Origin of the sequence: Parazoarcus communis (genome assembly GCF_003111665.1) — a bacterium.
Classification (GTDB): Bacteria; Pseudomonadota; Gammaproteobacteria; order Burkholderiales; family Rhodocyclaceae; genus Parazoarcus; species Parazoarcus communis_B.
The window spans coordinates 3,063,795-3,083,760 of sequence record NZ_CP022188.1 but is presented as its reverse complement, the minus strand read 5'-3'; the positions used below and the strand labels follow the sequence as shown (position 1 = coordinate 3,083,760).

The 19,966-nt window shown below is 58.1% G+C and carries 9 protein-coding genes; 2 read left to right on the top strand and 7 right to left on the bottom strand.

All coding sequences use genetic code 11. The features are described from left to right. Positions 1 to 13 precede the first annotated feature (13 nt). Both CEW87_RS14075 and pglX read right to left on the bottom strand, forming a co-directional pair. Complete coding sequence (locus CEW87_RS14075) at positions 14 to 997, bottom strand: DUF3644 domain-containing protein (protein ID WP_108973931.1); 984 nt, start codon at positions 995 to 997, stop codon at positions 14 to 16. Between the two features lie 30 nt (positions 998 to 1,027). After that, the gene (gene pglX / locus CEW87_RS14070) at positions 1,028 to 4,636 is read right to left on the bottom strand and encodes a BREX-1 system adenine-specific DNA-methyltransferase PglX (RefSeq protein WP_108973929.1); all 3,609 of its coding nucleotides are present in this window, start codon (positions 4,634 to 4,636) and stop codon (positions 1,028 to 1,030) included. A gap of 90 nt (positions 4,637 to 4,726) precedes the next feature. On the opposite strand from pglX, the gene CEW87_RS23040 reads away from it, so the two are divergent. After that, positions 4,727 to 4,825 (top strand): ribbon-helix-helix domain-containing protein, encoded by a 99-nt coding sequence (locus tag CEW87_RS23040; protein ID WP_108973927.1) that lies wholly within the window; start codon positions 4,727 to 4,729, stop codon positions 4,823 to 4,825. 59 nt (positions 4,826 to 4,884) lie between these two features. Here the strand turns inward: CEW87_RS23040 and brxC are convergent, their stop codons facing one another. The 5 genes from brxC to CEW87_RS14040 form a co-directional block, all read right to left on the bottom strand. After that, positions 4,885 to 8,532 (bottom strand): BREX system P-loop protein BrxC, encoded by a 3,648-nt coding sequence (gene brxC, locus CEW87_RS14060; protein WP_108973925.1) that lies wholly within the window; start codon positions 8,530 to 8,532, stop codon positions 4,885 to 4,887. A gap of 16 nt (positions 8,533 to 8,548) precedes the next feature. Continuing rightward, the gene (locus CEW87_RS14055; RefSeq protein WP_108973923.1) at positions 8,549 to 9,136 is read right to left on the bottom strand and encodes a DUF1788 domain-containing protein; all 588 of its coding nucleotides are present in this window, start codon (positions 9,134 to 9,136) and stop codon (positions 8,549 to 8,551) included. Further along, positions 9,136 to 9,729, bottom strand: a complete 594-nt coding sequence (locus tag CEW87_RS14050) for a DUF1819 family protein (protein WP_108973921.1) — start codon at positions 9,727 to 9,729, stop codon at positions 9,136 to 9,138. Before CEW87_RS14050 ends, CEW87_RS14055 begins: the two co-directional genes overlap by 1 nt. Positions 9,730 to 9,740: 11 nt before the next feature. Then, positions 9,741 to 10,619 carry a helix-turn-helix transcriptional regulator gene (locus CEW87_RS14045; protein ID WP_108973919.1) on the bottom strand — a complete coding sequence of 293 codons (879 nt, stop codon included), beginning with the start codon at positions 10,617 to 10,619 and terminating at the stop codon, positions 9,741 to 9,743. A gap of 387 nt (positions 10,620 to 11,006) precedes the next feature. Continuing rightward, positions 11,007 to 12,092 carry an IS5 family transposase gene (locus tag CEW87_RS14040; protein WP_075146924.1) on the bottom strand — a complete coding sequence of 362 codons (1,086 nt, stop codon included), beginning with the start codon at positions 12,090 to 12,092 and terminating at the stop codon, positions 11,007 to 11,009. A gap of 330 nt (positions 12,093 to 12,422) precedes the next feature. On the opposite strand from CEW87_RS14040, the gene CEW87_RS14035 reads away from it, so the two are divergent. Then, on the top strand, positions 12,423 to 19,961 hold the full coding sequence (locus CEW87_RS14035; RefSeq protein WP_108973917.1) for a sacsin N-terminal ATP-binding-like domain-containing protein: 7,539 nt from the start codon (positions 12,423 to 12,425) through the stop codon (positions 19,959 to 19,961). The last annotated feature ends 5 nt before the right edge of the window (positions 19,962 to 19,966 follow it).

The window sequence follows — 19,966 nt, the reverse complement described above, 5'->3', positions numbered from 1 at the left end:
ACGATTACTCCCCCTACTGGAACTTGGCAGAATGCTTTTGGCAATACGTCCGAACCGCATCCACCCATTTCTTGTACCAGTACCACTGCTTCACTACTTGAGCACCAAAAGCATGCTTAGGATTTTTTGCATCACTCGCCTTCCATAGTTGAGTATGGGCATGGAGATTGAAACCAGGGAATCCTTGGTCTTGCATTATTTTCACAATTTGAGCCGGAAGAAATTTATCTCGCTCGGTTTCCTTGATCACCGCGTACTGTGCATTCACAGCATTTGCCAACTCACTGTCCGCCTTGACGAACTCGATCACCTGATCGGCCTGCCCCTTGTTGTTTGCGGTCTTGGGAACGAATAGAACGCGATAGGCAAAACGGGGGCTGTTGAACTCCTCTTCGCTTAGGTTCCCGTCAAACCCTTCGATGAACGATTCGATATGCTTTGGCAGTTCACCGTGCTCTGCAAGCATCTCGACATGGGCTTCAGTTAGTGAGGCAAATTGGAGGCTGAACGACAGATGCTTGTCGATGCCATGCTGATCGCCAAAGAGCTTCTTGATGTACTCGTTGTAATTGAGGCAGCACGCCTGAAAGCGTGCGCTCAGTAGGTTGTCGATGCGGGTCGTCATTTGGTGCTCAATCTCGTGACGAAGAGTAATCAGAAACCGCAAATTGTTTGCGCTGTCCTTATCAATAGGCGACTGAGCAAAATTCAGACACCGCTCCAACTCCCAGTATTTATGAGCTCCTTTTGCCGTCGTCTGAAACTTCTTGCGCCCGTTAGCGAGAGTATCGTAGTGGCGATACTCGATTTTCTTGCCTCGATAATGCGCGTGAAGCATGTAGGTCCACGCGATGACCATCATGACGATGTAAATTTCCGATTTGAAGGTGATCGCTGGATTGTTGAAAATCTGAACGGCAGCCAAGGCCGCCTCCCTAGACTTCTTCACGAGTTCCAGCTTGACCGACTTCAACAGCCGTTTGCGAGGCGCAGGCATCAGACCGTCCCTCTGAACTCGAACTTCAGATCACTCATCGCTCGCCCCACCCGTCACCGCCTTCACCTCCGCCAGCAAATCGCCGAACTTGCCGTAGTTCACTTTCACCCCGTCATCCAGGTCGAGCTTGATGCGCATGTCGGCGTGGTGGCGCAGCTTTTCGTCGTAGGCGAGGAGTTCGACGTGTTTTTTGCGCAGCTTCTCGATCTGCTTGCTCAGCTTGTTGCGTGCGGCGGTGCTGCTTGCGGCGGCGGCGTCTTTTTCCAGCATCTCGATGCGCGACTGGATCTTGCCGGTGAGGGGCACGACGTACTCGGCGCGCATGCGGGCGAGCGTGCCTTCGTGGTAGCGGTGCAGGTAGACCAGGGCCTGGAAGGCGCCCTGTTTGCCGCTGGAGAACATCCAGTAGATGGGGCGCTTCTTGTAGGTCTGCAGGTGGTCCTTGAAGAACTTGTCGGCGAGGTAGCGGCGGATGGTGTCGTCCGGCGGCTCGCCGCCCTTGCGGCCCAGATTGTCGGCGAGGAAGGCCATGTTCTGCTCCAGCGAGGCTGCACCCCACACCTCGCGCAGAAACTCGCGCACGCGGTTGGCGGCGTCGTCTTCAAACCAGAGTTCGTCGGTGACCGGCACAATGCCGTCGGCGTCGGCCGGGAAGCGGGTGTAGCGGGTGGGGTCGAAGCCTTCGTTGCCGCTGTGGGCGTAGATCAGGCCGGGCGCGTCCAGGCTATAGCGGCCCATCATGCAGCCGATGGCGTAGGAGACCAGCTCCTCCATGCTGTCCTGACGGAAGCGGGTCCATTGCTCCTCTTCGGTGAGATTGCCACCGTAGCGATAGGCGGGGTTCACCGTGAGGGTGATCTGCTCGATCGGGACCTCGGGGGTGATCTCGTCCGCCAGGCCATAGGCGTCGATGAAGAGGCGGTTGTTCTCCTCTTCGAGGCGCTTCATCTCGGCGATGGTTTCGCGGTTGTGGATGATCCAGGCCTTAAAGCTGGATTCGAGGGTGGGGATGGGGTCGGTGGAGGCCGTCAGGAGGGGGAGGGTTTCAAAGTCCCAGGAGCGTTCGTAGGCATCCCAGTCACGCCTTGAAAACTCAACAATCTTCGAAGCTAAGACCTTTACATGCTCAAGAGGAAATGTCGCCTTCCATGGAAGCGCAGCGATGTTGCCGGGCTTGCAGTTCACGGTCGGATTAATTATCCGCGAAAGAAACGTCGCGATTGGCGTACATAAAAACGCTAGTACGACCAAGGTTTCCGATTCCGCATATACAGCTGGGCCTGCCGTTTCTGAAATCGAACCCGGAGGAGACCATCTAACCGCAAGAGACGTTGAACTAATCGCCGTCCAAGTAGCTGACTCACGGAAATAAAATTCTTGGTTCTTTGGCTTGGAGTTGCTCGGAAGACAAAGCCCTCTCGCAAGCCGGTCCAGCTTGTCCTTCTTAATGTCTCTTCCGTCGCTCTCCCAAATAATAAGAAATTCGTTATTTCCGTACCAACGCCGGAACGTTCCGCCCTTGTTACATGGGAACCAACGGCGAGCACTGCGTACTGCATCCTGCGGCGTTGCTGCCCCAAGTCCGATCTCGAGCAGCGGAACCTCGTGCCAACGCCTTAAGAACCGCTCGTTGTTACCGGTCGTCATTCCATCTCTTGAGGGAAATAAGTCGCCTAGCGAGGGATTAGTTGCAAACGCATCGCGCACACGGTCACCCACCCAGTATGCAATTGGACTTCCGCAAATCTTCTTGAATTCGATTTGGGGAGTTTCTGAGAAACGCCCCTCCCCCTTAGAAAGTAGGTTTTTCTTCGCTTCCTCACCACCATCAAGCAAGCGAAAAAATGCAGGCTTATAACCTCGAAGTGCGCAATTCCTTAGCACACACGACGTCGTCTGAACAATCGCGCCCGAGATGCTTCCGAAAGCTTGTGCACCAAGATGAGCCATAGTAACAATCGTCCTCTGCAACAATAATCGCTCCCGAAGCAGCTCATACGAGGACAAAAACATCCAACTCTGCATCGTTATCATGGCGTTATGGCCGGTATGTCTCGCAAACGAGAACCCACGCTCGATGAAACAGGCGAATAGGTCACTTTTTGCATCAGGGTAATTGCACTTCGCGAATACTCGTAGCTCCGAATTCATCCCCTTGCTCCCCATATACGGCGGATTTGCCACCACCGCGTCGTACTGCGTCGCCAACAGCTCGGCCTGATGCACCAGCGGCACCAACCGCTCAAGCGCCTCCGCCACAAACAGATCCTGGCTACTCGCCTCGCTCAACTGCTTCAACGCCGGCAGCTTCTTCGCCAGCCCCTCCGGCACCTGAATCAACGACCCAAACGTCGTCGCGTGCTCGAACAGCCGCTTCAACTCGGTGAGGACCTCCGCCTTCAGCCCATAGTCTGCAAGCGCCACCCCCGTCGCCAGCGCCTCCGCATTGAAGCCCGCGCTATCCACCAGCGCCATCACATTGAGCTTCACCCCGCGCTCGAACAACCGCCGATCATCCGCCCGCCCCTTCATAAACAGCGCAAAGCCGGTGAGCTGCGCCGCGCGCTCGTCGATGTCGAGGCCGAACAGGTTCTTCTCGAGGATCAACTGCGGCACGTCGCGCTGACGATAGCCGCGCTCCAGGTAGATGGCCTTGAACAGCTCATAGGCCTCAACCAGGATGTGGCCGGAACCGCAGGCGGGGTCGATCAGGGTCAGCGCTTCGGGGTCGAGGCTGGCGGCGGTGATGGCGGCAAGCTGGGCCTTGACCTCGTCGGTCTGCTCGGCGGGCTCGATGTAGTACTCCATCTGCGCCTTGAGCGGTGATGCCGGATAGGTCGCCAGCCACTGCGCACCCAGCGAGTTCTGCACCATGTACTTCACGATCCAGTTGGGCGTGAACAGCTGGGTGGCCGCCGGGATGTCTTCGGACTTCACCACCTTGCCGATGACCTGGTCTTTTTTCTCCGAGATGTAGAACTGGTAAAGCCAGCCGATGATCTCGATATCCGCCCAGTCGGCTTCCGGGATGGCGTCGACAAGGTTGCGGGTGAGCGAATCGCTGCGAATGAGGTTGTCGGGCAGCAGCAGCTCGGATTCGTCGTCGATGCGCTCGAAGAGAAAGGGCATGGCGGTAGAGAGCGCGTTGCACTGGGCGACGAGCAGCAGGCGGTAGAGCTCGCCGTCCTTGTTGCCGGCGAGCTTTAGATCGGCGACGAGGCCGGCGTCGAGCCCCGGCAGGCTGCCGTTTGCGGCAAGCTCGGTGGCGTGGGCAAGGATGTCCGGCAGGCCGCCGGCGGTGACGCTGGAGAGCACGCGGTGGCCGTGACCGAGGTAGTCGTGCAGCTCCATGTAACGCAGCGCAGCGAAGCGGTTGAACCAGGTGTAGGCCACCGCCTCCATGGTGTGCGCAAAGCCCTCGGACTGGATGCGGCGGACGAGGCGCTCACGCTGGCCGGCGAGCTTTGCGGGCCATTCGCGCCCGGCGATGATGAGCACATCGCCACGGCGCTCGCCCGGCAACACCTCGAGCCTGCCCTGCGTCTCGGCGATGCCGAGCTGGTTGGCGCGCTGGGTGACGGCAGCGATGAAATCCTTGCGGGCCTGCGGGGCGTAGCTTTTGAGTTTGGCGGTGTTCATGAGGTTGTGGTGAGTCGCTTCAGGTTGTGGCATCGCAGAGCCGGTGAGAGTACAGACACATCAACGCCGGTCTGAGGAATCAAAATTGGGATGTTTCTGGCCGGCAAGGGGGGCGGACGCAAGGGCGATCTGTCACGCCTTGTCCACGACGTGGTGCGCGCGGCCACCTGGGCCGCACCCGCATGCTGACGCCGACTGCGTTCTGCGCTGAAGTGCTGAAGGTTTGAATCCTTCACGATGGCTGCCCCTTACTGCAGCCGGGCGCGCTGCCCGGCCTGGATGACCTTGAGCAGTTCGGCCTTGAGGCGGGCGAGGTAGGCGTCTACATCCTGCTCCGTTTCCAGATAGGTCTTGCTGGTGCAGTCGGCTGCGCGCACGACTTGTGTCGGCTTGGGCGCGACCACCGGCGGGCTGGTGGTGAGCGTGCTGGTTGTCGTAGTGGTCGTAGTGTTCGTGCTGGCAGCCGCGCCGCCGCCCTTCTCGCCCAGCGTGTTGGGGCCGGGCTTGGGGGTTGCGGCCTCGATCATTGCCATGGCGGCATCGAGCGCGTCGCCGGCCTGGTCCTGGCAATAGAAGATCATCGGGATGCTGGCAAGGCCGGCAACCTTGGTCTTGAGCTCTTGCAGCTTGAGCAGGGCGCGGTTGCGCAACAGGTCACTGGCGTGGGCGGCGTCGAGCGCGCGGCCAACCTCGGCGATCTTGGCGTCGATGGACAGCAGCGCGTGTTCGCGCTTGCTCTGGGCGAGCGATTCGTTGACCGCCTCGACGGTGGCGATGAGCGGCTCGATCTGGCTGACCACGCCCCAGGGCGCAGGGTTGTCGCGAATGGCGTCGAGGCTGATCAAGGCGACAGCGGCCTTGGTGTCCTTGTCGAGCGCATCGCGGTTGTCGGCAAAGCGGTCGAGCGCATCGAGCAGGCGGCGCCAGGTGGCGACCTGTGTTTTGTAGAAGCTGGTGACATCGTGGATGTCGTCGGCAAGGTCGAGCCAGTCATCCTTGGCCTTGACCATCGCGTCGACGAACTCGAAGCTGTCGGCCACCGCCAGCTGCTTTGCGATCCGGCTCACGGCCGTGTCGATGAGGGCCTTGCCGGGGTGGTATTTGGTGGCAGCCACATGCGCATAGCCCTTGAGCTCGGTCTGCCAGGCGGCGAGATTTTCGCGGGTGGTGGTTACGAGGCCGTCTTCGTCGTCCGGTGGCAGGCTGGAGAACAGGTCCTGGTGCAGCTTGCGTGCCTTCTTGAGGCTGTCGGCGTCGGCGACTTTGCGCTTGAGGATGGAAACCTGCTTGAAGCGGACGGCCTTGGTAAGGGGCTCGATGGCCGCGTGCGGGTCGAGATCGGCGCTGTTCATCACCAGCTTGATTTCGCCTGCCATGAAGAGGCGCGCGACCAGCAGCACGATTTCCCATTCCGGCTTCCAGCCCCAGGGGATGCCGGCAAAGCGGTTGACCACTTCGTCCAGCATCACGCGGCTGTGGCTGGCCTTGATCTGCAGGTATTCGCGCAGTTCGGTCAGTGCGAGCGGGTTGCCTTCCTCCCCGCCGAGGGCGAGCTTGCGCTGGCTGACGTCGTCGGCTTGCAGCACCGCCCTGATCTCGGTTTGCGGGTCGGTGTTGCGGTGCTTGAGGTAGCCGAGTTTGGTGTAGGTGTTGGTAATGAGGTAGTTGCCGAGCTCGTCGAGCAGGCTGGTGGGGTTGGTCGACTTGAGCTCGACGCGCTGGCCGAGCGCGTGAAAGTCGCCCTGCACCAGCATGGTGGAGAGCTGCTCGCGCAGGCGGGTGCGACGCTCGCGGTTTTCGTCCTTGCGGTTGAGCAGGATGGTGCGTAGCGACGGCGTGGCGTTGCTGGCCTTGGGGCTGTCGATGTACTTCTCGATCTGGCGGTAGAGAGTGAGCTCAAGATCGAAACGCTCGCCCTCGGCCAGCCTGACCACGGCCCGCCCCTCGCCTTCGGAGCTGCGCAACACCGCACGCGCATCGCTCAGCCCTTCCCAGTCGTCACCGAGCGGGGTGATGACTTCGACGCTGAGTTCGTGGCTGGCGTTTTTATAGGGCGCACCGTCGAGCAGGCGGTTGATGTCGTAGTCGCCTTTGGTGTCGCGGTGGCGAATGCGGGTGGTGCCCTGCAGGAGGTCGTCGAACAGCAACTCGCCCAGCAGGCGGGATTTCTCGGCCGAGGACACCTCGACATTGCTGATTTCGCGGGCGACGTCGCGCTCTTCGTTGGTGAGGAAGAACCACAGGTCGCCGTTGCGGCTGACCAGGCGTTGTTGCTCAAGGCGGGCGAGGCTTTCCTGGATCTGGCGTTTGAGGGCGAGCTTGTCGGTGTCGATGCGGTCGACGCACAGGGTGGCGAGGTTGTCGACGTTGGGTTTGACGATGTCGCCGATGTAGCGGATGAGAAAGAGCGCCTTCAGTAGCAGCACGTCGAAGGCCTCGAGCGCACCGTTTTGCGGTGCCTCGTCGATGGAGCGCTTGGCAACGGTGTCGATGAAGCTTTCGATCGACGGATAGAAGTCGTACAGCGGAATCAGCAGGCCGACATCGCGCCCCTTGTTGCGCACGGTGGCCGACTGGAAGGCATCGAGCAGTGAGCGCTCGCCGCGCGAGAGGTGCTTGCCGGTGGCGCCGACCTTGCGGATGGATTCGAAGATCTTCTGCAGCAGGGTGAACTGGTAGGGCGCATAGGGATAGACGCCGACAAACTCTGCAGCGTCCTTGTAGCCACGCAGATTGACCGAATTGCCGACAAAGGCGAGCTGGTTGTTGATGATGTCGCCGGACTTCTCGAAGGTGTCGCGCAAGACCTTGTGTGCGGCTTCGGTTTTTGACAGCAGGCGCTCGCCGATGACCTCGTCGGTGTTGGAGCTGGCGAGCGAGAGCCGGGTGTGAAAGCGCCCCTGAATTTTGGAGAAGTCCTGCGACTTGGCCTTGTTGGCCTCGCCCAGCGCGGCGTCGATGTCTTCCTGGCTGGTCACGATGACCCATGCCCTGCCCTGCGTGGCCGTGCCGAGCTGTTCGGTAATGGTTTGCAGGGTGAGCATCAGCTGGGTGTTGTCACCGATGAACTGGCCGACTTCGTCCACCAGAAAGATGATGCGGTGGCCGGTGGGTCGGGTGTCGAGGTAGTCGCGCACGAGGCGGGCGAAGGATTCGATGTTGATCTTGTAGTCGTCGCGGGCGCGGTCGAACCACTGGCCGGCGGAATCCTCGCTTTGCTTGAGCGCGACCGACAGCGCATGCACGACCTCGTCGCGCAGAAAGTCGACCGCATCACGCTCGTCTTCCCAGCTGGAACCGTTTTTCTCGGCAAACGCGACCTTGAAGGTTTCGTAGGCGCCCTTCTCGACCAGGTAGCGTTCCATGTGCGCGATGTGGGGTGCATCGCCACTGAAGCCGAGCTTTTCGTTAAAGACGCGCAGGAAGACCTTGAGGATGACGTCGCGCTCGTCTTTGCTGTCGGCCTTGGCGTCGATGTTGAACAGAATGACGTCCGCACTGCAGCGCGCAGCACGCTGGATGTCGGCAAGCAGCATCGCATCCTTGATCTTGTGCTCGTCGAAGAAAGCCACCGCGCGCTTCCTGTCGCCCGTTGTCGGGTGGGTTGCTTCGAAGTTTTCGAGCAAGTAGGACAGGATCTTGATGAAGTGCGACTTGCCCGAACCAAAGAAGCCCGACACCCATGCGCCCATGCGCGCAGCAAGCACCGGATCGCTGGGGTTGTCGAACGACGCGAGGTAGACATCGAAGAAGCGACGAAAGTACTCGGTGAGCTGGCGGGTGACGACGTATTCGTCGAGCTCCTGCCAGATGCTCTCTTCGTCTTTCTGGTCGGCCTTGATCACACCATTGATGGGACGGTCGATGGGTTTGGTGAACAGCTCCCTGATCTGCATTGTTATTGTCCTGATCTCAAGGCACGAGCCTGAAAGCCCGGTAGTAGTGTTTGTCGGTCAGCTTGTTGAACAGGCGCAGCGAGTAGCCGTCGTAACGCCCGGGGAAGAACATCAGCAGCGGCGTGTCGTTCATCAGGGGATGAAGCGCGCTGAGCAATGTGTGGCTGCGGACCAGCGGGTAGGCCGCGCCGACCCCGGTGAAGATCATCAGATCCACATCGTCGGGCTTGTGTAGCGACACGATGCGCTGCGCCAGCTTCTCTTGGTCGAGCACGCCCTTGAGGGCGTCGAACACTTTGTCGTCGCCCTTCTCCGCCTGCATCCTGATGACCTTGTCGAGCAGCTTTCTTGACTCGAGCAAGTCGATGACGAGCTCGAACAGGTTCACGCAGGCGTAGCGCAGCGGCGGTTGATGCTTCTTGAGCGCAGGCTCGATGACGGAGGCGAGGTGCTCGCGCATGGCGAGCTCCTTCTCGGGCGGGTACTCGAAGATCCAGAAGCCGATCTCGTTGCCAAGGCCACGGTTGTGCAGAAAGTCGTCGGAGGTGATGCGCGGCAGAATCTGATTGAGGCGTTGCTCAAAGGTCTGGTGGATGTCAGTCATCAATGCGTAAGCTCCATGGCGGCGAGCACGCTCAGCTCGGCGCGGGACTTGAGGTAACGGATCAGCTCGGGATGCAGGAGCGGCGACAGCAGACGCAGGCTGCGAGTGGATTCGAGATAACGCCCTTCTGCCAGCATGCGCAGGACGACCTCGAGCAGCTTCGCCCGGGTACTCTCGGCCCAGCCCGCAACGGCTGCATCGCGCTTGGCACAGTCGGCCAAAAAGGCATCCCAGTCACCCGGCAACAGGGTGTTCTCAAGCCGGCGCAGGTGGCCTGCCACCACGTCGCGCATGAAGTCGCCCAGCAGGCGGCTGTGCTTGATCGAAGCGGCCAGCAGAATCTGCAGCGCAAGCTCCTGCTCGCCCTCGGCAACGAACTGCCAGGCCGTTTCGTCCAGGGTTTCAAGGCGGTTACGGATCAGCCGCGCCTGCCGGCGGGCCGTGGCAGGCGACTTCTTTTGCAGGATGTTTTCGTTTTTGAGCGTGTCGTACCAGCGCGCCTCATCGGGATGCGTGAGCATGAAGCGCGCAATGCGGCGGCTTTCGGGCAGCATCAGCGAGCCGGCGGAGATCTGTGCGTTGTAGAGACTCATAAGCGGTATTGTCAGGCAAGCGCGCCGGACTGTTGATAGCCGGGTGCAAGTGCGGCGCTCTCGACCCCGTCGAGCACACCGGGGTTACGCAACCAAAGATGATGCGAAGCGGCGTCGAGGCAATGTGTTGCCGAACAATCGACACCCCAGCGCAGCAAGGCATATCCGGCAAGCGCCGCGCGCAGCGTCAACTTGAGTACGCCATGCTGCATCGAATAATCGCCATGAATCGCCTCCGGATGCGCCAGTCCGGGGTGAGGCACGAGCTCGAGATCGAGCATTCGGCCCCACTGCACATCGGCCGCCAGCTGCTCTTGGCTGCCAGCGCGCTCTGGCAGTGCGGTGGCTTTGGCGATGCGGGTCAGCACGAAGTCGGCGAAGCGCCCACGGCTTCGGTCGAAGGCGCGCAGATGCCAGCGCAAACCGTTGTCGGCCAGCGCCAGCGGAACGATGACTCGCCTGGACGCACCGGACGACAGCGATAGATAGCTCACCTTAACGGGCCGACCACTGTGAATGGCGCGGGTCAGCTCGGCAAGCACCGAGAAATCCGGGCGAACAAGCTCGCTCGCACCTTCGCACGGCACCGCGCGCTGCGTACCTTGCCCCTGCCCGTCACCAAACCCGTGTCGCAACCAGCTGAGCACACGCTCTGCCGAGAAACCGAACACCGGCTGAAAACCGCCCGCCGGGACGTACGTCTTGGCGCTGGTGTCGTATTCGAGATTGCCCGGTGCCAGCGCCCGATATGCGTTGAGGTCTCGCGTCGCCGCAGCGGGCTTGATCCCGAAGCGGTTTTCAAGATCACCGCGCCGCAAGTCACCCACGAAGTACACCCGCATTTCGAGATAGGCAAGGCGCTCAAGCTGCGAATGGGAGGGGGCAATCATCGGTACGCCAATGCCGTAGAAGGATACTTGGGGGATAGTACCAGCCGGGCAAACAGCATGGGCATCATTTTGATGCATACTATGCGACATAATACACGGCACGCATAGGGTGGTATGCGCTGTAATCCAAGTCACGAAAGGCATTCAGCACAATCACCAAAAACTAACACCTAACAGGGTGTTGAAAATCTCGGGTTCACCTTCGGTTTCCAGTCCCCTGGGAAAAATCGACTTTGAAAATCGCCCGCTTTCCCCGTGATCATGCCGATTCAAGCTGACTTTTCCGTCGATTGTGCTACCGCAAATCAGCAGCGCTCCTGTCGCCGCAAAGACATGGTTTTTCGACTACAACGTTTCCCATCCGCAGGGCGCCAGGGCGCCCGCGAATTACGGCGCCAGCAGATTGCCCAATCTCGTCAGGTTATAAGCCGAGAAATTGAGCAACGCATGCGCACGGATTCGATCCAGCCCACGCGCCATCGCATGGCGCAGCGTGCCGATATCCTTCGCCCAGCCAAAGGCCTCTTCGATCATCTTGCGTCGGCGCAGGCTGACCGCGTAACCGGGGGACGACTTCACCTCATTGGGCACGGCGCTGCCCTTGACCTTGGCCGCGACATGCGGGGCAATGCCCAGCGGCTCGAGCGCGGCGATGAACTCGGCGGTGTCGTACCCCCGGTCGGCCGCCAGCGTCGGCTTGTGCGCCGAATTGCCGGGCTTGATGCTGCGCCTGGCCATCACCAACGCCGCCTCACGCTCAGCGGTTCCGGTGGCGGTCGTAGTGTGGACATCGACGATCAGACCGTGACGATTCTCGGCCAACGCATGCGTGGTGTAGCTCAGGTACGCCACGCCGCCGCCCTTGCTGGCGAGCAGGGCCTGCGGGTCGGTGCGCGAGACGTGCGTCTTGTTCGAGCGCTTCTTGCCGCGAAAGTCCACCTCGGGGTTGCGTCCCTGATCCGGTCCGGGCGGCTCGTCGGAGCCGTCCCGGGCCATCATGCTCTTGTGCGAGGCCCACGCCCGCAACAGCGAGCCGTCGACACTGAAATGCTCGTCCGACACCAGCTCGGCCCATTCGGCGATCGCCACCACGCCACCGAAGAACTCGCGCATCACGCTCTCCTTGAGGAGCCGCTCGCGATTGGCGCTGAACGTCGAGTGATCCCAGACCGGCTCGTCCAGCGTCATGCCGACGAACCACCGGAACATCATGTTGAAATCGATATGCTCGACCAGCGCACGCTCCGAGCGAATCGAAAACAGACATTGCAACAGCGACGCCCGCAACAAGCGTTCCGGTGCAATCGACGGGCGGCCACCATCGGCATACAACGCATCGAATTGCGGCGACATCGTGCGCAGAACCATATCGGCCAGCGTTTTGATCCGGCGCAACGGATGATCCCGGTCAATGCGGTCTTCGATATTGACGTAGCTGAACAGGGCGTTCTGTTTATGGTCGATGCCGCGCATGAGAATAATCAGTTTCTTAATGCAGATGTAATTATATCAGCCTCACAACCCGCATGGATGCTGGAAAACCTATTAAATCAACATCCTGCTAAGTACTAGCGTTAGTTTTTACCCTGTTTTAAGGCCGCGCCCGAGGCAAGCTGCCCCTCAACTTACGCCGCGGCAGAAAGACCATTAATGCCGTCGTGAGAGCAAAGGGTTCAACGGGCACGCCGTAGCCCCCCCCAAAAGAAATCGCCAAGCGATCTGGATTTGCTGCATCTTCGATTGTCATAATCGAAGCACAATGCAGTATCCGATGAACCAAAGCAATCCGTGTGGAGAAGCTGAATGAGCGGCCTTGAACCGAACATCATTAACCTGATTACAGACAACCTGCGAGATCGCTACGACAGCGGGTTTCCTGTTCTCAAGGAGCTCATCCAGAACGCAAACGACGCAAAGGCGACACGGTTCAGCTTTGGTCATCATCCGGGATTTGAAGGCCAGTCGTCTCACCCTTTGCTGATTCAGCCTGCCCTTTGGTTCTTCAACGACGGTCATTTCAAGGAAGAGGACAAGGACGCGATTCGGAGCTTCGGTATCAATAGCAAGGCTGGAGACGCCTCGACGATCGGCAAGTTTGGTCTCGGAATGAAAAGCGTGTTCCACCTCGCCGAGGCATTCTTATATCTAGGAATGCCAAGCCGTGAAACACTCATCCGCGAGATCATCAATCCGTGGGACAACAAGCGGCCGAATCACCTTCATAGCGAATGGAACCAGGTTGAGGAGGCTGACTGGCAACTGCTCGAGGGCCTCGCACGTTCGCAGCAAACATTGGAACAGGGCGACACCGGCTTCTTTCTCTGGCTCCCGCTCCGAACTCGCGCGTTACTGGGCAGCACGGGGCCGATCATTCAATGCTATCCAGGCGACGCTGACAGCGGCGAGTTGGGCTTCCTGCAAAAGAACGATCTCCCTGCTCTACTGGCTGCGGTGCTCGCGATGCTACCCAGCCTTGCCCGAACCACCTACGAACACCCCGAGCGCGGCTTCGATCTACAACTAAAGACATCTCCCGATGGGGGACGGCTCGCACTTCTGGGCGGCGAAGCTGCAAACATCGAGGCACGCTACCGGATTGAGGGAGCCAACGCACCCTTGCACGTTGCGGCAAAGCATTTCCCTGCCGCAGAGATGGACGCGTACTTTTTTCGCCTGAAAGACCAGAAGGTTTGGCCCAAATCGTATTTTCGCAACCCTGAGACCGGGTTGGAGGAGCTCGCGCCTGACAAGTCAAGTCCCGAAGGGGCGGTTGTCATTTCTCACATGGACGGAGATGTGGGAGAGCTCACGGTAGATTGGGCTGTATTTCTCCCTCTCGAAGAGCACTCAATTTCGATCCCGATACCGGCCTCGTCGCGCCGGTACCGAATCACCCTCCACGGACAATTCTTCGTTGATGCGGGCCGCAAAGGTATCTTTGGGTTCGAAGCCCTTTTCAGTCAATCAGACGATTCTCGAAACGTCTTCGATGAGTCTTCGCTAAGGCGAACCTGGAACAGGTCCTTGGTCGACCGCGTGGTCTTGCCCATGCTGCTACCGGCGCTGAAATTTTATTGCGAGGCATGGGCAGTCAAAGACGAGCAGATTCGTCAACTAACGGGGGCCCTTGAATCGTGGTTGGGGCGCGTGGATCTCGGGGGGAAAGCGCAGAGTTTAAGACGTACCGTTGCCAACGGAGGGTCGTGGATCAGAATCCTCCGCCCGCAGGGGGCAGTGTGGCGATTGCAGGAAGATGAAGTCACGCTCCTGCCCATTCCGGCCCCCCCAGAATCTGACAAGGGGCGCCCGTGGGACGTTTTCCCGAAACTCGCTGAGCTTGGGGTCCCTTTCGATGCAGATGCACCGTCAATCACCGAGAGGCTGACGCAGTGGGATGAGAACGCAACTCTTGAAGCGATACGTTCTCTCGACGTCGTCAAACTATTCACAAAAGGCGGGCTTGATTACCTCTCGAAGTGGCTCGGGATGTCTTCAACGCAGCAGCTACCCTACTTAAACACGCCTTCGTGCAAATCAGCACTGGTTGCAAAACTTCGTGAAGGCCTGATCCGCTCCGGGCTGGCAGGCGCCAGACGGCTCGGCAAAAGTCTTTCTAGCGTATTTTCCAGCCTGACCGACCGATGTGTGGCAGTTGGCACACGCGATGCGAGTGCCGCCTCGTCCGTTTCAGAGGCGTGCTTTCAAGCCCTTTGGGAGATCGACTCGGAGCAGCTCCTCATCCCGAAGGACTTGTTCGACCAGAATGTGGGGGCGCCACCCGATCAATCGTCGCTAGTTGAATGGCTTGCTGCACTTCAACCCCTCATGGAACGTGATGAACACGCGGTTTCCGCCATGTGGGCAGCCAGCATGCTTCTCGACGGCCTTAGAGATGCTGGCGAGCGTCAGCTCTTTCTTTCCCGAAATAGGGATCTACGCGTCATTCAGGCCATGGACGTAAAAACCGGCCGCGATCAGTCCCTTTCTTGGCGCCGCATAAACGATTTGTGGAACCAAAAAGCGCTTTTTGCAATGGGAACTTCGACTGGCGGCACCCCAGAATCATTGAGGCTGTTAGCTGATGCCCTTCCGGAGCAACCGATCTTTCAACTGAAGCGCGAATATACCGAGGCTGTATTCGGCACCGGGCATCGACTTCCATCTGCGGAGCGGCATCTGGAAATTCTAGTTTGCGTCTTCACATCGAACTCCCGGCTGGGCAGTCTTGAGGCGAGGAGGAGGCTCATCGACGCGCTGAGCCTCCCCACAACCGCTTCCAACGATGAAGGACAGTTTGCCCAGGCAAGATTGGGTATGCGCTACCTGCTTCATGGAAATGCAGCGCAACGGCCGTCCAACGCCGAACTCTGGATCCGGAACAAGGGAACATCGCCGGTATGGCAAAAACTCTGGACCATGGTCGAGTCGGCAGCACCTTGGCAGATTATCAATGAATCGTTGAGCGAGAATCTGAAGGCGGCTGACTATGCGAGGCTTGGCATCAATAGCATCGATCGCCTCGAGGTCGTCAAACGGCTCTCGTCTGCTAACTGCCAAGATATCGATGCCAATGACCTCACCGAGGAAGAACGGAATGAAGTCTTGCAGGCGGTCACCGACGAGGAAGCCTGGCGGCGTCTGCCCCTGCACCGAATCGTGGCTGAAACGGAATACTTTGGTTGCATAGAAAGTGACGTATATCGCGCGGGAGAGCTAGAACTACCGCCAGCGCTCAAAACAAAGGTGCGGCTGATCTGCTTATCAGCAGATCCAGTCGTTCAGCATCATCAGCGAGAGTGGGTTAAACAGCTATCCGCGGAAGCTGTCGTATCTTTGACACTCTCATCCGACGATCGCGGTAAATACTGGTCGTTGATTCTGGATGGGATGAGCGCACAGAGCAGCGGCTTCATGAACATCGATACCCAGTTGCGCAATAGAGGTTGGCTACCTCTGGCGGGTGGGAACGTCGTTGCTCCTGCCAACGTGATCCATATCGTTGGACAGGAAGACGAACTCGAGCGCCTTGCCTCTAAGACCGGCTACAGATTCGCGACCAAAAAAATGCTATTAGAGGAAGTTCGGCGACACCCTGCGTACCATGTCTTGGCCGAAAGACTGATTCCTTCAGGTAGCCGAGCGTTTGAGACGCTTCTGCGCGCCCTTGAGTTCGCTCCCTCGTACGCTATCGGAAGCCTTCCAGTCGAAACAATTCCGCTTATTGAACGCGCACTGCCGGCCCTCATCCGTATTCAGACCCTGCCTGGCTGGAAGCTGCTGTCGGAAGCCGCAAGACTACTTCAGGTCCCGGTGTGGGACCGACTGACGGAACACCGGACGCAAGCGCAGCTTTCCATTAACGCGCTCGTCGAAGTCCTGAATGAACTGGCTCGGCAGGCAGGCCCCTCGGACCAGGCGGCAACACAGGCCCACCTACTTTACCTGCACTGCCTTGCCAAACACCCCGAATGCGATAAAACAGTCGTAGCCAAACTTCTACTTCGGGCCAAAGATTCATCCTGGAAGCATGCACATGAACTCTGCGCCGATGCGACCGGAATTGATGAATCGTATTTGATTGATGATGACGAACGACAAGCCCTGAGCGATTTCATCTATTGCGCCGGATCGGACTTGGCGGACACTGCTGTCGCTCATCCAACCCAGATACCCAACCATAACGCAGTGCCTGGCAACGCACCAAAGCTGGCCTCAGAATACTTCAAAGGCTGGGAGGTCCTGACGAAAGGGTCTGCAGTGGGGTCTCTCCTGGCAACTCTTGGCCCAAGCTTCGAGCCCTTGTCACAACATTATCTTGGAACGGCTCACTCGATAGAACATATCAGACGCAAGCTGTGCGGCGGCTCGCTGAATCCTGCTACGCAACAAGGATCAAACACCCTCGCGGAGTCAGTTGAATCAAAAACGCTAATAGTTCTTCTGTCGATCGTTGAAAATGACATCGTTCAGGTGCCGAACCTACTTGGCACGCCCGTCAGCTTTCCGCTCAAACGCAACCCACAGATGTTGGTCGTCGGCGCACCATACCGGGTAAAAGTACATGAACATAGTGCATTCCTCCTGCAACTCTCACCTTCGTCAAACTTCATCAAACTCGATGGCTCCCAGCTGAGCGAGGTCCTAAAGCGTACAACTCAATATTTAATCCGTACCATTCATAAGGCAAGGCACGATTTTGTTGATGAGTTGTGGCGAGAGCTCAATCAGAGTGATCAGCTTGAGCTTGCCATCGCAAAAAGGAAGATTCTCGACAGCCTCCCTTTCTATCTTGAGCAGCTTGGTGCGCATCGAGAGCCTCCAATCAAGGCGAAGCTGGAACGTGCTGATGAGGAACACACCAAATATTTCTCCGCAATTCACCACAAAGCGCCATCCAATGAGATCGCGAAGGCTCAAGCGCGCTATCAGAGTCGCCTTGAGGATGTTGCTCGCTGCCTGACGGACGTCCCTGCAGCCCAAGCGCTCGTGCTTTCGCGAGTAAAGTCAAAACTTAGGGAATATCAATACGAGCCGGACGCAGTACTTTTCGAACTATTCCAGAACGCCGACGATGCAGCAGTTGAGTTGGCACGATGTGAAGCCAACGGGTCGAATCACTTCGTGATACCCGAACAAGCACGCCGATTTGTGGCCCAGGCGGACAGATCAGCAGTAAGAATCATGCACTGGGGTCGCTTGATAAACTACCGCGGGCCGCATGGGTTAGCCGGCAGATGGCACGGCTTCGCTGATGACCTTAAGAAAATGCTCATACTGTCCGCATCGGACAAACCGGACGATGAAAGTGTCACCGGACGATTTGGACTCGGCTTCAAGAGCGTTTTCCTCGTCTGCGATCGCCCTCGCATTGTCAGCGGCGACTTGCGCTTAGAGATTCATGGAGGAATCCTCCCCGACCCATGGACTGATAGCGAAGGAGCCACCCAGATCCTGTCTGAACACACAGACGACCTTCAACACAGAGGTACGTTGATCGAGCTTGAGATGCCTCAGGCCTCTCAGGAAACAGTGCTCGGCCGGTTTGAGCAGCACAGTGGACTGTTGTCAGTCTTTTCTAGAGCGATCAGGCATATACGGCTCCAGACTCCAGGTTCGTCGAGAGTCGCATCCTGGATGCCACACGAAATTTCGTCGGACATTGAGATCGGCGAGACTTATTTACCCACGTCGCCAGACCACCAGACACGCCTGTTGATCGTCCGATCATCCACAGGTGACGTCGCAATCAGGCTGACCCCATCGGGATGTGAGCCGGTGGACAAAGGCGTGCCGCCAATCTGGGTCACAGCCCCGACACGCGAAACTGACCGGATTGGATTCATCATTAATGGTGCGTTCAAGATCGATCCCGGACGAGGAAGGCTTGCCGGAAACAAAACCAAGAATATCGCGTTACTAAAATCGCTTGGAGACGCGTTTGGATGCAGTCTTGCCAAACTCAGCATCGAGGAACGCATTCCAGAGACGTGGAAAGCTCATCAACGAAAGCTTGGCCTCGTAGAAGAGAAAACCCCGGCCGAGTTTTGGGGTGGGCTATGGAAACTACTGGGAGAACGAACTATCACAAAGGCAAGCAGCGACCTCGCTGGAATGGTTGGCGAGTTCGTTGGTAGTGCTTTCGATGCTTGGGTCAAATCCGGCGGGGAAATTCCCAACGGTCTTCCCGGCACTTACGCTACCTTTGTACAATCAGGTAATGTCGATGGAGTGATTCAAGTTGACGATAGCTGGGCCAGACAAGGCATTCTGGAGAAGCTCCAGCGCCTGACGCTAGTTCAGAACGACGAATCAGACCTGATTAGCACTTCTGTTGCTGCGCTGCTGAGAAAGGCCGGCTTGGTGGCGCGGATCCGAACTGTCGACATAAACGCTCTGATTAAAGGTCACTGCAAGCAAGAGGAGTGCTCCCCGAATGCTGCGGCAGCACTCGAGGCTTTGATTTGTGAACTCGAGTCAAACGGTATTGCAGTGGAGATCGACCCGCAACTGACGTCGAAACTGCGTTTTCTGACAACAAGTCAGCTTTGGGCGACTGCTCAAGAACTTCTATGCCATGCAACCGGAGCAGACTACGAGGATGAGCGTCTTCGTCTGGAGTTTGCACCTAAAGCAAATCGACTTGACCACTCGTATGACAAAGGTGCGGTCAGCTTTTTCATCCGGTGCAGAGGCCGGCTGCAAGCTCCCTCAACAACACTTGCCGAGTGGATTCTTCACGCAGACATGCAGGAGCATAGGCTCGCGGGGCTACGCTATCTTGCACTCGGTCAGCTTGGCCGAGACGTTGCCGAACGCGTTCGCAACAAGTCTTGGCTTAACGGCATTACCTTTCAGGATCCACTGCTGGGTAAGCTACCTCATGAGGACCGCTTGCCAGTCTGGCGTGCGCTGGCACCAGATCAGTTTCTTCAAGGAAGCACTGCTCCGCAGTTTTTTCCCGCCGCCCCGCCTCCGCCTTATTACCGAGGCGAGAAGGCACTTGAAGCGATTTACACTTGGTGGAAAACAGAGGGTGCGCCTTACAGGCAAAAGCATCTCGATTCACTATTTCCGGGCGGTGCGCTTGAGGGCCTCGCTTTCACCGACGGGGAAGTAAATCGAACCGCCTGGATGACCCTCTTCGCGATTGGCGTCTTCCAGCGCCTTGGACGAGTTAAGGCCAGTCAGAGCCGCGGTTTCATCGAATACATGCAAAAGAGGCGTTGGTGGGATGTTATCTGCGAGAGGCATCCCGAGGAACACGGTGACTCTTGGCTCGGAATCTTGAAGGGCTTTGCCGAAGGAGGTGATAGCGGACAGCATTACGACTATTGGTTAGACACCTTTCCACGGCTCTACCAACTAGCGTATTGGCTTGACCAATATGTCGCTCTATTCGAGGGTATACGCTTTCGAAGCCCAATGCAGCTCGATTCAGAGATGTTTCTCAAACCGGTCACCGATGCAAGCCTCCAAGGCGCCGGTTGGTCGGCCCCCGCTATTGATCGAACGATGAAAATGGGCGCTCATATTGTTGTTCGCGAACTGCTGAGGAACAAGGTCATAAAGAATCCCGCAGCGCATCGTTTAGCTTATATGCCTGCGGCTCGGATCTTGAGACTGTTTGAGGCGATCGGCGTCCCGCTTCCTCCAGATTGCAGAGGACCAGCCATCTGGGATGCACTCGTGCGTTCGCTTGGACCGGAAGAGGCCACCTTTTGTGGGGACTTCGATATTCCTCTACTCGTTCTTGCCGAAGACGAAAATCTGCTTTACGGGATCTGTAATGCAGTCATCGAGGACGACGATGACGAGTTCAACATGACCGGGATTTCAGCATGATGCAA